Source organism: Pseudocolwellia sp. G5-9 (assembly GCF_055808995.1).
Map to the genome: position 1 here is coordinate 2,955,838 of NZ_CM147893.1, position 13,891 is coordinate 2,969,728.

Here is a 13,891-nt window from a genome sequence, read left to right on the forward strand (position 1 = left end):
TATAACTATGTTAAAAAAAATTACTGTACTATTACTTATGTCTCTCCCCTCAACATCACTATTAGCAGCACAACTAAGCACTTCTGATTATCAAAAAGCTGAAAAGCAACTATCAAAATATACGGATAAGCTCGTTACTGGGACAGTAGAAAGTCCTTTTTGGCATAACAACCGTTTGTTTTATAAATCACGTACTAAAAAAGGTGAGCAATTTTTTGAAGTTAACCCTACAACAAAACAAAAAAAATTAGCCTTTGATCATAATAAATTATCGAAAGCGCTAGCTGTTATAACTGACGCTGAAGTAAACGCTTACGATCTACCATTTAGTACATTTACAGTAAGTCTTAACAATAAAATAGCCGTTAAAATAAAAGATAAAAACTATCTTTGTGATTTAGAAAATTACTTATGTGCACCTGATACTGATGCGAAAAAATCAAACGAAATGATTTCTCCAGACGGTAAATTGGCTGTTTTTATACGCGACTACAACTTATGGTCTCGTAATTTAAAAACCAATAAAGAAGTGCAACTAACCAAAGATGGTATTAAAGATTTTGGGTATGCAACAAATAACGCGGGTTGGATACGTAAAGATACGCCAGTAGTTAAATGGTCGCCTGACTCAACCAAATTAGCTACCTTTAAGCATGACAGTCGCAATGTCGGTGATATGGCGCTAGTATCAACAAACGTTGGACACCCTACAATAGATCAGTGGAAATACCCTTTACCCGGCGACGAACATATATTTGCCATACATCGTGTTGTTATTGATGTACAAAAGCAAAAAATCATTCCGTTAGATATGCCAGCAGATCCACATCGTTCATCAATTACCGATCACGTGGCAGGCAATAATGGTGAATTTCTTGATATAGATTGGGCACATAACAGCAAAAGCTTCGCCTTTATTTCTTCAAGCCGAGATCATAAAACCGCTACATTAAAAATTGCCAATGCAGAAAACGGACAAGTCAAAACCGTTTATTCAGAAACAGAAGACAGCTTTTTTGAATCAGGCGTTAGTGCCATCAGTTGGAAATACCTTGATAAAACCAATGAATTTATTTGGTTTTCTCAGCGTAGTAATTGGGGACATTTTTATCTAATTGATAGCAAAACAGGCAAAATTAAAAACCAAATAACCCAAGGTGACTGGACCGTTCTTGAATTGCTCAACGTAGATGAAAAAACAGATACATTATATTTTACTGGTGCAGGTCGTGAAGGTGGAGATCCTTATTTTAACTACCTTTATAGCATAAACAAAAACGGTAAAAACCTTACTTTACTAACTCCTGAGAAAAAACATCATCGTGTGACCATGAATGAAGATAGCACTTATTTTTTAGATCGCTTTTCGACCCCAGAACAAGCAGAAGTCAGCGTTGTACGTAAAACACAATCAAATGAAAAGTTTACGCTAGAGACTATGGATATTAGCCAACTTATTTCAACTGGCTGGGCTCCACCAACACCATTTATTGTTAAAGATCGCAACAACGAGCATAACATTTATGGTTTACTCTACAAACCAAGTCATTTTGATAAAAACAAAAGCTATCCTGTTGTTAACTATATTTATCCAGGACCACAAGTAGGAAGTATTCGAGGTCGCCATTTCAGAACCGCTAGAGGCGACAATCAGGCCTTAGCTGAACTAGGCTTTATCGTAGTAGAAATTGACGCTTTAGGTACACCTGGGCGTTCAAAAAGTTTTCATGAATTTTATTACGCCAACATGGGCGACAGTGGTTTGCCGGATCAAGTAGCAGCAATTAAACAGCTCGCTGAACAACACTCATGGATAGATATTGATCGTGTGGGAATTTGGGGACATTCAGGCGGTGGTTTTGCATCAACAAAAGCCATGTTCAGTTACCCTGATTTTTATAAAGTTGCCGTTTCAGAAGCGGGTAATCACGACAACCGTAACTATGCTGATGAATGGGGTGAAAAATACCACGGTTTATTAGTTAACAACGAAAACAAAACCACAAATTATGACAGCCAAGCCAATCAACTTTTTGCCGACAAACTTAAAGGTAAGCTCTTACTCGTGCACGGAACATTAGATACCAACGTTACACCATACAACACATTAATGGTGGTTGAAGCCCTGATAGAAGCTAACAAAGATTTTGACATGTTAATGTTACCCAATAGAGGTCATGGTTTTGCCCGAGAACCTTACATGGTACGTAAGCGTTGGGATTATTTTGTTACACATTTAATGGGAGCAACGCCTCCTAAAGAGTTTAACTTTAGTTCAACCGTAAAATAAAACCAGTTGTCAATAAAAAGGGAGTATCAACTCCCTTTCTTCCATACTTTCCTGCTTTACAGCGTAAATCTTACCCCACTAATTCATCTGTACAAAAAGAAAACAAAATGACGTTATTTTACACTTTTATACACTTGTAAGTATTATTCTACTTGTGCATAGTCTCTGATACTAATATGCTATCAAGCACTGTTTTTAACCTAGTTTTCATCATCAGAAAATACACTATAAAAGGAAACCACTGTTCATGTCTGAACAGGAAATAGAATTCAAGGGAACTAACTTCACCCTTTCCGTTATACGCATCGAAAAAAACGATTTAACGTTATTAGATTCCCAACTAAAAAATAAAATTGCGCAAGCGCCTCAGTTTTTCAAATGTGCTCCCGTTGTTGCTGATATTAGTGAAATTGAAACGTTTTTTGATTTTACAGCCCTCAAACAAATTATCGAAAATAATAATTTTGTACTTGTTGGTATATGCGGTCATACATCTCCTGAGCAAAAAAAAGCAGCACAAGATGCTGGCCTAGCCATAGTTAACAAAGGCTCTGCGCTACAAAATAAACGTACAGAAATTCAAAAAACACAACCAGAAGTACAAACTCCTGTTGAAACAACCGTTATTGAAAATACCCCAACAAAAATTATTAAAGGCCAAATTCGTTCTGGCCAACAAATTTATGCTAAAAATACAGACCTCATCATTATGGGCTCTGTAGGTAATGGGGCTGAAGTTATTGCTGATGGCAACATTCATGTATACGGGACTATCCGCGGTAGAGCTATTGCGGGTGCAAGCGGACAAAGCGAAAGTAAAATATTCTGTCAAAACTTACAAGCTGAACTGGTGTCTATTGCCGGTGTTTACATGCTAAACGAACAACTAACTGAGCATGCAAATTTACCGCAATGTATTCAAGTTGAAGATCAAAAAATTGTATTTAACCCATTAAATTAGAAAAACTAAGAAAGGAAAAATCATGGCTAAGGTTATCGTTGTGACCTCAGGTAAAGGCGGAGTTGGTAAAACAACTTCTAGTGCTGCAATAGGCACAGGTCTAGCTATAAAAGGCTTTAAAACCGTAATTATCGATTTTGATATTGGATTACGTAATTTAGATTTAATTATGGGTTGCGAACGTAGAGTAGTTTATGACTTTGTTAACGTGATTAAAGGTGAAGCAACACTTAATCAAGCCTTAATTAAAGACAAACGCACGCCAAATCTATCAATACTACCTGCGTCACAAACACGTGACAAAGACGCGCTAAATAAAGAAGGCGTTCAAAAAGTATTAGATGATCTTGCTGAAGCTGGCTTTGAATATATTGTATGCGACTCACCAGCAGGTATTGAAACGGGCGCAATTATGGCGCTTTATTTCGCTGACGAAGCCATAGTAACAACAAACCCTGAAGTATCATCAGTACGAGATTCAGACCGTATTTTAGGTATGTTAGCAAGCAAATCACAACGTGCAGAACAGGGCAAAGAGCCCGTTAAAGAACATCTATTATTAACACGCTACAACCCAGAGCGTGTAACACGTGGCGATATGCTAAGTGTAGAAGATGTATTAGACATTTTAGCAATTCCATTACTTGGCGTTATTCCTGAGTCACCTGCTGTATTAAAAGCATCTAACTCAGGTTCTCCTGTTATTCTAGATACTGAAAGTGATGCTGGCCTTGCATACGGAGACGCTGTAGATCGTTTAATTGGTGAAAAAGTTGAATTCCGTTTTATAGAAGAAGAAAAGAAAAGCTTACTGCGCCGCTTATTTGGAGGTTAAACATGTCTCTTTTAGATTATTTTCGAAGTAAAAAAACTACGCAAACCGCTCAAACAGCGAAAGAGCGACTTCAAATTATTGTTGCTCACGAGCGTGGACAACGTAATAGTCCTGATTATTTACCTGCAATGAAGCAAGATATTATTGATGTTATCCGTCGATATGTACCCATTGATTCAGATCAGGTCACGGTTAATCTAGACAATAAAAATGATAATTTAAGCGTATTAGAACTCAACATTACTTTACCTGACGATAAACGCTAAACATCGAACATTAAGTAAAGATTCTAATACCGTTAGAATGATTAAGGGGAGTTAACTCCCCTTTTTTATGCGCAAAATTGACTATAAAACATTCATTAAAAGTTGAGCCAGATCAATACACAATAACAATGGAGGAATACACTTAACATTAAAGAACAGCAAGTAAACAAGGATATATAATGACGTTACAAAAACATGATCTACACCACGAATTCCCTGAATACAGTAAAGAAATCCATCATTTAAAAATGACGAACAACCACTTCGCTAAACTCTTTAACGAATATCATGAACTCAATAATGAGGTTGTTAAAATTGAGCAAGGAGTCGAAAATACCTCTGATGAGTATTTAGACCAACAAAAAATCAAACGTTTAAGCTTAAAAGATGCGTTGTTTGCCATCATTAAAAAAGAGCAGGTCTCTGCTTAAATATCTTATTTAAAGAGGAGCCACCGTACTCCTCTTTACTTTAATTAACAGTATTTACTGACAAGTTTTATACAAAACATGCTCAAGTAAAGCGCTGTTTATATCCACTAAAGGATGATTAAACGTAATCCCCGTATTTTCCATTCCAATACGCTGCATAACTTTCTCTGATGGCTTATTTACCTTAGCCGTAAAAGATACCACTTCGGTAAGTTTTAACTCATTAAAAGCAAATTCAAGTGACTTTTTAGCAGCCTCTGTTGCATAGCCATTATGCCAATATTGACTATCGAAACGCCAACCAATTTCAACAGCGGGTGAAAACGGTAAGCATTCAGGTGTTTGTTTCAAACCCGTAAAACCAATAAATTGATTGCTCTGTTTTTCTTCAACCGCCCAAAAGCCCCAACCTTTCTCATCAATAAAACCAGCGAGTTTATTTGCTATAGCGTTACTCTCATCTTGAGTTAATAGCCGAGGGAAGTATTTCATCACCTTTGCACAGGCGTTCATTTGTGCAAAAGGCTTAAAATCGCTAGCGCGCCATTGCCTTAACAATAGTCTTTCGGTATGAAGTTCAATAGGATATAGCATACGTAAACTGAGTTTAAAAAATGTAGAAAGCCTTATCTAATAACAACTTAACTTATAACAATTAAGCAGCTATTAAATAAGACTCTTGGCCTTTATTCGAAAATTTAGCTTTACGTTGATATGCACCTTTACCTTTTTTAGGTTGAACAATTTGCTGTTTATAAAGTTTAGAAGTAACCATAGCAGCTAAAAAATTATCTTTGATAGTGCCTCGTCCTAACTCAACTTGAGCTTTATTGGTTTGTTTTTTACTTTTCATTTTATTTCTCTTTTAGTTTAAATTTAATACAAAAAATGCGCGCGTAGTAACCTCGGTTATTACGCGCGCATTCTAGGCGCATAGTTTTAAAAAAGCTATAATAATTTTTAACTATTAGATGTAAGCGAAAGCATCCGCAAACATGTTGTCTTTATTGACTCCGCGCGCAACAAAGTCATCTCTTACTACCCCTACCATTTCAAAGCGGCCAGCAAGATAAATATCGTAATCTTCTAGGTTTTTAATATCATTCATTACCACTTTATGAACCATACCTACTTTGCCAGTCCAGTCATCGTGTGGTGTTTCAACTACCGTATGAAACTCGCCTTCATTTAGCTTAGCGATAATGGCAGCTGATTCGTCTAATTCATAACAAGCACTAGGTTCACGAAGACCCCAATATACGACTACTTTTCTTGAAGACTGTTCTTGAGATAAGTACTCAAACATAGATTTGATATAAGAAAATCCTGTACCACCAGCAATTAATAATAAAGGTTTAGTACTTTCTTCACGTAATTGCGCATTACCCAGTGGTAATTCAACTGTGACTTCTTGATTATTTTTAATATGTTCGATCACTTGCATAGGGTAGCTATCTGCAGAAAAAGCACCTATTTGTAATTCAATCAATTCGTTATTTGGTGAACTTGCGATAGAAAAAGGTCGCTTGTCATCATCACTCAAGACAAAATTTAAATATTGCCCCGGCATAAAATTTACTGCTTGTTCAGGTTTTAACAAAACCTTATATACATAGGGAGTAAGTGCTTCTAATGAAGCGACCTGGCACTTAATTACATTCATTTGTTAAACCTTAACCACTTAAAATACTCATATCATTAATAATTTTTTTGATGAAATCAGTATAGAATCTATAAATAATGACCTTAGTCACTTATGTGTTTTTTTCTTCGTTTGTATCGCCGAATATATTTAGCTCATCCCATAAGCCATCAACTTCGTCTTTAATTGCTTCTGTCATCACGATAGGTTCTCCCCATTCGCGATTGGTTTCACCTGGCCATTTGTTGGTGGCATCTAATCCCATTTTAGAACCTAAACCAGAAACTGGAGAGGCAAAATCTAAATAGTCGATAGGTGTGTTTTCAATCAGCACGGTGTCACGGCTTGGATCCATGCGTGTAGTCATAGCCCAAATCACATCTTTCCAATCTCGCGCATTTATATCGTCGTCACACACAATAACAAATTTAGTGTACATAAATTGACGTAAGAATGACCAAACGCCCATCATGACACGCTTAGCATGACCCGCATATTGCTTCTTGATGGTTACTACAGCTAAACGATACGAACAGCCTTCTGGCGGTAAGTAAAAGTCTTGAATTTCAGGAAATTGCTTTTGTAAAATAGGCACAAATACTTCATTTAAAGCTACACCTAAAATAGCAGGCTCATCAGGCGGTCTACCTGTGTATGTACTATGGTAAATAGGATCTTTACGATGCGTAATATGTGTTACCGTAAATACTGGGAAATTGTCCACTTCATTGTAATAACCGGTGTGATCACCATAAGGACCTTCAGGCGCTATTTCATCAGGATCTAAATAGCCTTCCAATACAATTTCGGCAGTAGCAGGTACTTCTAAATTATTACTAATACATTTGGCTACTTCTGTTTTACTGCCTCGTAACAATCCAGCAAAAGCATATTCGGACAAGGTATCAGGTACTGGAGTTACTGCGCCTAAAATAGTAGCAGGATCAGCGCCTAAAGCGACAGATACAGGAAACTTTTCACCCGGATGTTCTTTTTTCCATTCTTGAAAATCTAATGCACCACCACGATGAGATAACCAACGCATAATTAGCTTATTTTTACCTAATAACTGCTGACGATAAATACCGAGGTTTTGGCGTTCCTTATGAGGGCCACGTGTAACTGTTAAACCCCACGTAATAAGTGGAGCAACATCGCCAGGCCAACAAGTTTGAATAGGTAAAGCTGTTAAGTCTACATCATCACCTTCAATAACAACTTGCTGACAAAGTGGCTTTTTAACCACTTTAACGGGCATATTTAATACTTGTTTATATACAGGTATTTTTGATAATGCGTCTCTAAAACCTTTTGGCGGTTCAGGCTCTTTTAGCATCGCCAACAACTTGCCCACATCTCTTAAAGCATTTACATCAGGTTGCCCCATAGCTAAAGCGACACGCTCTGGAGTACCAAAAAGGTTTGTTAATACGGGAATGGTATGACCCACAGGATTTTCAAATAATAGTGCCGGACCACCTAAGCGTAATGTTCTATCACTTATTTCGGTCATGGCTAATTCAGTCGATATCGGTTTAGATATACGTTTAAGTTGACCTATTTTTTCTAATTGCGCTATAAAGTCGCGCAAGTCACTGTATTTCATAGAAATAAACTTATAGTAAAGAGTGAGCTATTTAAAAACGAAAACGCCAGCATTGATTGCTGGCGTATTAACAAATGAATCAGTGTTATTTTCTTTTCATTGAATCGAAAAACTCATTATTTGTTTTGGTCATGGCCAGCTTATCAATCATAAACTCCATAGCATCAATCTCGCCCATTTCATGAACTATTTTGCGTAAAATCCACATTTTTTGTAGTTCATCAGGCTTAGTGAGTAATTCTTCACGACGAGTACCACTGCGGTTAAAGTGAATCGCTGGGAATACACGTTTTTCAGCAATTTTACGAGAAAGATGTAATTCCATATTACCCGTACCTTTAAACTCTTCGTAAATAACTTCGTCCATTTTAGAACCCGTATCTACAAGAGCAGTAGCGATAATAGTTAAACTACCACCTTCTTCAATTTTACGAGCCGCACCAAAAAATCGTTTCGGGCGATGTAATGCATTGGCATCAACACCACCAGTAAGGATTTTACCTGACGAAGGAATTACCGTGTTGTAAGCACGTGCTAAACGGGTAATTGAATCTAATAAAATAACAACGTCTTTTTTATGCTCAACTAAACGTTTAGCTTTTTCAATTACCATTTCGGCTACTTGAACGTGACGACTTGCTGGTTCATCAAAAGTAGAAGCGATAACTTCGCCTTTAACCAAGCGTTGCATTTCAGTTACTTCTTCCGGACGTTCATCAATAAGTAATACCATTAATTCGCAGTCAGGATTATTGTGGGCAATACTTTGCGCAATATTTTGTAATAAAAGCGTTTTACCTGCTTTAGGTGGAGCAACAATCAGTCCACGTTGACCTTTACCTATAGGTGAAGCTAAATCTAAAACTCGTGCTGTAATATCTTCTGTAGAACCATTACCACGTTCCATGGTTAAACGGCCGATAGGGTGGATAGGAGTTAGGTTTTCAAAAAGGATTTTATTGCGAGTGTTTTCAGGACGGTCAAAATTTACTTCGTTAACTTTTAAGAGGGCAAAATAACGTTCGCCGTCTTTGGGTGGTCGAATCTTTCCGTGGATACTATCACCTGTACGCATACTAAAGCGTCTAATTTGACTCGGTGATACATATATATCGTCTGGTCCAGCTAAGTACGATGAGTCAGCAGAACGTAAGAAACCAAATCCATCTTGTAGTATTTCTAGTACGCCACCGCCAAATATATCTTCACCACTTTTGGCATGTGATTTTAAAATAGCAAAAATAATATCTTGTTTACGAGTGCGAGCTAAGTGCTCTAATTTCATTGATTCGGCTAATTCAACCAATTCACTGATTGATTTTTCTTTAAGTTCGGTAAGATTCATATTAGGAGGTTCTTAAACTAGTTTTACGTTGTGATACACAATGTATTATGCGATAAACGATTGGGTTGGAGTTGTTAAGGTATTCTTGAAGAACAAATTTAGCACTATTTTGTAAATAGGTAAAGGAAGATCCTATTTATCGTTCTATTTTTTGAATATTATAGTAAAAAATTAAATATATCGTGCTTTTTATCACTTTAAAGACTTCAATACTATTTTTTATTAACCAACGAACCTGTTAAGCTAGCGCCATGAAAAAAACACACTTATCAGAAATAAAGTTCTCAGAACTTGATCTTGCGCCGCAAGTAATAGAAGGCCTCAATCAAATGGGGTTTGAATACTGCACATCCATTCAAGCTAAGTCCTTGCCTGTATTAGTAAAAGGTACTGACATTGCAGGCCAAGCACAAACAGGCGAAGGTAAAACTATTGCCTTTTTAGCGGCAACATTCCACACCTTACTCACTAAACCTAAACCTGAGCATAATCAGCCTCGTGCTTTGATCATGGCTCCAACACGTGAATTAGCCATACAAATACACCGAGATGCTATAGAAATGGCAAAAGCGAGTGGCTTAAAAGTAGCAGTTGTTTACGGTGGTGAAGGTTACGAATCACAACGCCAAGAATTAGAAAACGGAGTTGATATTCTTATTGGTACTTGTGGTCGTTTACTCGATTACTTAAAACAAGGGATATATAACTTAGGCAATATTGAAGTTATTGTACTTGATGAAGCAGATCGCATGTTTGATTTAGGCTTTATTAAAGATATCCGTTATATGTTCAATAAAATGCCTCCGGCAACTGAACGTTTAAGCATGCTATTTTCAGCAACACTTTCTTTTAGAGTAAAAGAATTAGCATTCGAACATATGAATGATCCTGTTAGCGTTGAAGTAGAACCTGATCAAAAAACCAATATTCGCATCTCTGAAGAGCTATTTTATCCTTCAAATGAAGATAAAATGCGATTATTACAAACTTTACTTGAAGAAGAGTGGCCAGAAAAAGCCATTATATTTGCGAATACAAAACACGTTTGTGAAAGATTACATGCGCACTTAGATGCTGATGGTATACGTGTTGGTTTATTAACAGGTGACGTACCGCAAAATAAACGCTTAAAAATTCTTGAGCGATTTACAAATGGGCAATTAGACGTGTTAGTTGCAACTGATGTTGCCGCGCGTGGTTTACATATACCACTAGTAACCCATGTTTTTAACTACGACTTACCTGACGATTGTGAAGATTATGTTCACCGCATAGGTAGAACTGGTAGAGCTGGAGCTTCAGGACAAGCGATTAGTTTTGCTTGTGAAGATTCAGTATTTAACTTACCCGCAATTGAAACTTATATAGAACATTCACTACCTGTAAGTAAATATGATCCAGAATCATTAATTACAGACTTTCCAACACCAAAACCAGTGATTCGTCGTCATAAACCGCATAATGGCGGTCAAAACAGAGGACGTTCACAATATAATAAAGCTCGTAGAAGTTAATTATTTATGACAATGTCTCCTTTATATGCCGTTCTTGATTTGGGTTCTAACAGTTTTCATATGTTAATAACCCGATTAGTTGCTAATAGTGTACAAACTGTAGATAAAGTTAAAAGAAAAGTACGTTTAGCATCAGGATTAAACCATAAAAATAAACTCAGTAACGAAGCTATGTTACGCGGTTTAGAATGTTTACATTTTTTTGCTGAACGCCTACAAGACATACCTCCTGATAATATTAGAATTGTTGCCACTGCGACGCTAAGGTTAGCAACTAACTCACAAGAATTTATTGATAAAGCAGAAAAAGTACTGGGCCGTAAAATTATAGTGCTCTCAGGCTTACAAGAAGCAGAGAATATTTATCTGGGTGTTGCTCATACAAGTGCGAGTGAAGACAAAAGACTGGTTTTAGATATAGGTGGGGCCAGCACAGAACTCATTGTTGGCAACGCGTTTGATGCCATTAAAGTGTCTAGCGTAAATATGGGCTGTGTTACATTTAACCAGCAATATTTTATTGGTGGCGAGCTATCAAAAAACAATATGGATAAAGCCAAAGAGGAAGCTAAGAAAATATTAGCGCCTTTAGCTGATGAATATAAAAATATTGGTTGGCAATCAGTTTTAAGTAGTTCAGGTATTATTCAAGCCCTCGCTGAAATTCTTAGAGCTAATCACCAACCCGCTATTATTGCCCTGTCTTTTTTATATTCTTTAGAGAGTGCATTAATTAATAGTAAAAATATTGATAATGTTTCTATTACTGGCTTAACCCTCGATAGACAACCGGTTTTTGCAAGTGGTTTAGCCATTCTTATTGCCGTATTCGAAGCTTTAGATATAACAGAGTTACAATTATCAAGCGGTGCACTACGCGAAGGATTATTGTACGAAATGCTCCCTAACATGCGCCAAATTAACATTAGACAGCGCACGGTAAACTCCCTTGCTGAACGATTTCACGTCGATAAAGAACATGCTTCTCGCGTATCAAAACAAGCACAAGTTATTTTTGATAGCTTTAGTGAACACTTGCCATTAAAAAAAGATAACAGCTTTAAGTTATTATTGGCGAGCTGCGCATTACATGAAATTGGTTTATTACTCGAATTTAAAAACCAACAAGAGCATGGCGCTTATATAATAAAAAATGCCGACTTACCCGGATTTGACCAAATTGATAAACAACTGCTCGCGACCTTTATCCAACTGCAAAAATCTAATATTGATTTGAGTAAGTTAAAAGAACAAACAGCCACGAACTACAAAAATGCGTGTTATTTATTGATTATATTGAGATTGGCGATTATTTTTTGTCAAAGACGAAATGACAATGAACTTCCAACTATCACCACCAATATTTGTAATCGAAATATCTCTCTGCGTTTACCGCAAAAATGGTTAAAGTCTCACCCGTTGATGATTGATGAATTAACACAAGAAAGCTTATATTTAGGGACTTTAGGCGTATCGTTAAGTTTATTAGATGATCTCAATTTAGAATAAAAAAAGAAGATTTTTGATGAAATAGGTATAGCACCTGTTTTATTATAAAATTAATAGCTATAACGCAAAAATCAAGTTGCTCTTTCGAGGAACTTGCTCTAGAAATTTATGTCATTTTCCGTTAGCGAATTTGAATCGCTGGGGCAGTATTAATTTCACCGTCAGATGATATAGTAGCGGCATTATTGTCACATAATAAAACTGCTGTACTACCATCTTGTTGTTCTCGAATGTAAGCCAGATCATAACCAAATTGAGTTAAGCTACTAGCAGCAAACTTTTGTGCTAATGATAACTTGTCCCATAGAGTAGATTGATCTTCTACACTTACTCTCCTTTCTAATAACGCCTCCCTTTCTAAAATCGCCTGCATAATTAACCTCTTTACGATAAAACAAGAAAAGTTTTTTCTTCACGTTCGCAACCGTACTCTAGATTAATTCGTTATGCAACTGTTTAAATTTCAAGCTAACAAGTAACTTACTCATTATTAACATTTTGTTAACAATGAGTATTTGTATGACGTCATTTAAATAAAAACTTATTATAAAATTTAAAAACACTACGTATAATCATTACATTATTTAAATATGGGTTTATAGATTATGGGTCAAGTATTAACAGAATTAGTCTCCTTACTCCAGCTAGAAAAAATTGAACACGGTATTTATAGAGGTCAATCTCAAGATCTCGGCTTTAAGGCCCTTTTTGGTGGTCAAGTTATGGGACAAGCCGTATCTGCAGCGCAGGAAACGGTTACAGAAGATAGAGTCATACATTCACTACATTCATACTTTTTAAGAGCAGGTGATGCAAATAAAGCCGTTGTTTACGAAGTAGAAAACCTACGAGATGGTAAGAGTTTTAACACCAGAAGAATTAAAGCAATTCAAAATGGTAAACCTATATTTTATATGACCGCATCATTTCAAGTGGCAGAGAAAGGGTTTGAACATCAAGATCTTATGCCAAGCGTGCCAGGACCTGATGACGTTAAGTCGTATAACGATTTTATTTTTGATCATCAAGAATACATACCTGAAAGTATTCGCGGGAAATTTTTAGCCGAGAAGCCCATCGAAGTTAGACCCGTGCAAGAATACAACTGGGTGCATCCAGAAAAGTCAGATCCACTTTGCCAAATGTGGATAAAAGCAAATGGTTCGTTGTCTGATGATCCACGCACACACTTTTGTATGCTAGCTTACTGTTCCGATTTCCAGTTTTTAACCACGTCTTTAATGCCTCATGCTGCTAGCCATTGGCACCCTAACTTTCAAATAGCTTCAGTTGATCACGCGATGTGGTTTCATCGCCCTTTTAAAATAGATGAATGGTTGCTGTATTCTACTGATAGCCCGTCGGCTTGTGGTGGAAGAGGTTTAGTGAAAGGACAAATCTATAATCAAAAAGGTGAGTTAGTTGCATCCACGATGCAAGAAGGTGTGATAAGACAACGCTAGTTGTCTCAGTGGTTACTTGTAAAATAATA

14 protein-coding genes are annotated in these 13,891 nt (G+C 36.7%); 8 read left to right on the plus strand and 6 right to left on the minus strand.

The window, feature by feature from the left end; genetic code table 11:
• Positions 1-7: 7 nt before the first annotated feature.
• The 5 genes from AC0L5Q_RS12720 (at position 8) to AC0L5Q_RS12740 (ending at position 4,783) form a co-directional block, all read left to right on the plus strand.
• Positions 8-2,290, plus strand: coding sequence for a S9 family peptidase (locus AC0L5Q_RS12720; protein WP_473608965.1), 2,283 nt, complete (start codon positions 8-10; stop codon positions 2,288-2,290).
• A gap of 247 nt (positions 2,291-2,537) precedes the next feature.
• Positions 2,538-3,251, plus strand: a complete 714-nt coding sequence (gene minC / locus AC0L5Q_RS12725; RefSeq protein WP_473608969.1) for a septum site-determining protein MinC — start codon at positions 2,538-2,540, stop codon at positions 3,249-3,251.
• Positions 3,252-3,273: 22 nt separating this feature from the next.
• Positions 3,274-4,086, plus strand: coding sequence for a septum site-determining protein MinD (minD, locus tag AC0L5Q_RS12730; protein ID WP_077339932.1), 813 nt, complete (start codon positions 3,274-3,276; stop codon positions 4,084-4,086).
• A gap of 2 nt (positions 4,087-4,088) precedes the next feature.
• Positions 4,089-4,352 (plus strand): cell division topological specificity factor MinE, encoded by a 264-nt coding sequence (gene minE / locus AC0L5Q_RS12735; RefSeq protein ID WP_077339931.1) that lies wholly within the window; start codon positions 4,089-4,091, stop codon positions 4,350-4,352.
• Between the two features lie 179 nt (positions 4,353-4,531).
• Positions 4,532-4,783 carry a YdcH family protein gene (locus tag AC0L5Q_RS12740; RefSeq protein WP_473608979.1) on the plus strand — a complete coding sequence of 84 codons (252 nt, stop codon included), beginning with the start codon at positions 4,532-4,534 and terminating at the stop codon, positions 4,781-4,783.
• Between the two features lie 54 nt (positions 4,784-4,837).
• Here AC0L5Q_RS12740 and AC0L5Q_RS12745 read toward each other — a convergent pair whose 3' ends face one another.
• The 5 genes from AC0L5Q_RS12745 to rho all read right to left on the minus strand — a co-directional run bounded on the left by AC0L5Q_RS12745 (position 4,838) and on the right by rho (position 9,376).
• Entirely contained in the window at positions 4,838-5,377 is a 540-nt protein-coding gene (locus tag AC0L5Q_RS12745; RefSeq protein WP_473608983.1) for a GNAT family N-acetyltransferase, read from the minus strand.
• Positions 5,378-5,438: 61 nt separating this feature from the next.
• The gene (gene arfA / locus AC0L5Q_RS12750) at positions 5,439-5,636 is read right to left on the minus strand and encodes an alternative ribosome rescue factor ArfA (RefSeq protein WP_473608987.1); all 198 of its coding nucleotides are present in this window, start codon (positions 5,634-5,636) and stop codon (positions 5,439-5,441) included.
• A gap of 114 nt (positions 5,637-5,750) precedes the next feature.
• Complete coding sequence (gene fre, locus AC0L5Q_RS12755) at positions 5,751-6,446, minus strand: NAD(P)H-flavin reductase (protein WP_473608989.1); 696 nt, start codon at positions 6,444-6,446, stop codon at positions 5,751-5,753.
• 91 nt (positions 6,447-6,537) lie between these two features.
• Positions 6,538-8,031: a 4-hydroxy-3-polyprenylbenzoate decarboxylase gene (gene ubiD, locus AC0L5Q_RS12760; protein WP_473608992.1), complete on the minus strand. Its 1,494-nt coding sequence runs from the start codon at positions 8,029-8,031 to the stop codon at positions 6,538-6,540.
• 85 nt (positions 8,032-8,116) lie between these two features.
• Positions 8,117-9,376, minus strand: coding sequence for a transcription termination factor Rho (rho, locus tag AC0L5Q_RS12765; RefSeq protein ID WP_077339925.1), 1,260 nt, complete (start codon positions 9,374-9,376; stop codon positions 8,117-8,119).
• Positions 9,377-9,627: 251 nt separating this feature from the next.
• On the opposite strand from rho, the gene rhlB reads away from it, so the two are divergent.
• Together rhlB and AC0L5Q_RS12775 are read left to right on the plus strand one after the other, a co-directional pair.
• Positions 9,628-10,890, plus strand: coding sequence for an ATP-dependent RNA helicase RhlB (rhlB, locus tag AC0L5Q_RS12770; RefSeq protein ID WP_473608999.1), 1,263 nt, complete (start codon positions 9,628-9,630; stop codon positions 10,888-10,890).
• A 6-nt stretch (positions 10,891-10,896) separates the two neighbouring features.
• Positions 10,897-12,399, plus strand: coding sequence for a Ppx/GppA phosphatase family protein (locus AC0L5Q_RS12775; RefSeq protein WP_473609003.1), 1,503 nt, complete (start codon positions 10,897-10,899; stop codon positions 12,397-12,399).
• 121 nt (positions 12,400-12,520) lie between these two features.
• Here AC0L5Q_RS12775 and AC0L5Q_RS12780 read toward each other — a convergent pair whose 3' ends face one another.
• Positions 12,521-12,772 carry a hypothetical protein gene (locus tag AC0L5Q_RS12780; RefSeq protein WP_473609006.1) on the minus strand — a complete coding sequence of 84 codons (252 nt, stop codon included), beginning with the start codon at positions 12,770-12,772 and terminating at the stop codon, positions 12,521-12,523.
• Between the two features lie 232 nt (positions 12,773-13,004).
• Between AC0L5Q_RS12780 and tesB the strand changes: the two genes are divergently transcribed.
• Positions 13,005-13,862, plus strand: a complete 858-nt coding sequence (tesB, locus tag AC0L5Q_RS12785) for an acyl-CoA thioesterase II (RefSeq protein WP_473609009.1) — start codon at positions 13,005-13,007, stop codon at positions 13,860-13,862.
• Positions 13,863-13,891: the final 29 nt, after the last annotated feature.

Coding starts and splice junctions, on each gene's coding strand:
- AC0L5Q_RS12720 (WP_473608965.1), top strand. CDS start 8: ATGTTAAAAAAAATTACTGTACTATTACTTATGTCTCTCCCCTCAACA.
- minC (WP_473608969.1), top strand. CDS start 2,538: ATGTCTGAACAGGAAATAGAATTCAAGGGAACTAACTTCACCCTTTCC.
- minD (WP_077339932.1), top strand. CDS start 3,274: ATGGCTAAGGTTATCGTTGTGACCTCAGGTAAAGGCGGAGTTGGTAAA.
- minE (WP_077339931.1), top strand. CDS start 4,089: ATGTCTCTTTTAGATTATTTTCGAAGTAAAAAAACTACGCAAACCGCT.
- AC0L5Q_RS12740 (WP_473608979.1), top strand. CDS start 4,532: ATGACGTTACAAAAACATGATCTACACCACGAATTCCCTGAATACAGT.
- AC0L5Q_RS12745 (WP_473608983.1), bottom strand. CDS start 5,377: ATGCTATATCCTATTGAACTTCATACCGAAAGACTATTGTTAAGGCAA.
- arfA (WP_473608987.1), bottom strand. CDS start 5,636: ATGAAAAGTAAAAAACAAACCAATAAAGCTCAAGTTGAGTTAGGACGA.
- fre (WP_473608989.1), bottom strand. CDS start 6,446: ATGAATGTAATTAAGTGCCAGGTCGCTTCATTAGAAGCACTTACTCCC.
- ubiD (WP_473608992.1), bottom strand. CDS start 8,031: ATGAAATACAGTGACTTGCGCGACTTTATAGCGCAATTAGAAAAAATA.
- rho (WP_077339925.1), bottom strand. CDS start 9,376: ATGAATCTTACCGAACTTAAAGAAAAATCAATCAGTGAATTGGTTGAA.
- rhlB (WP_473608999.1), top strand. CDS start 9,628: ATGAAAAAAACACACTTATCAGAAATAAAGTTCTCAGAACTTGATCTT.
- AC0L5Q_RS12775 (WP_473609003.1), top strand. CDS start 10,897: ATGACAATGTCTCCTTTATATGCCGTTCTTGATTTGGGTTCTAACAGT.
- AC0L5Q_RS12780 (WP_473609006.1), bottom strand. CDS start 12,772: ATGCAGGCGATTTTAGAAAGGGAGGCGTTATTAGAAAGGAGAGTAAGT.
- tesB (WP_473609009.1), top strand. CDS start 13,005: ATGGGTCAAGTATTAACAGAATTAGTCTCCTTACTCCAGCTAGAAAAA.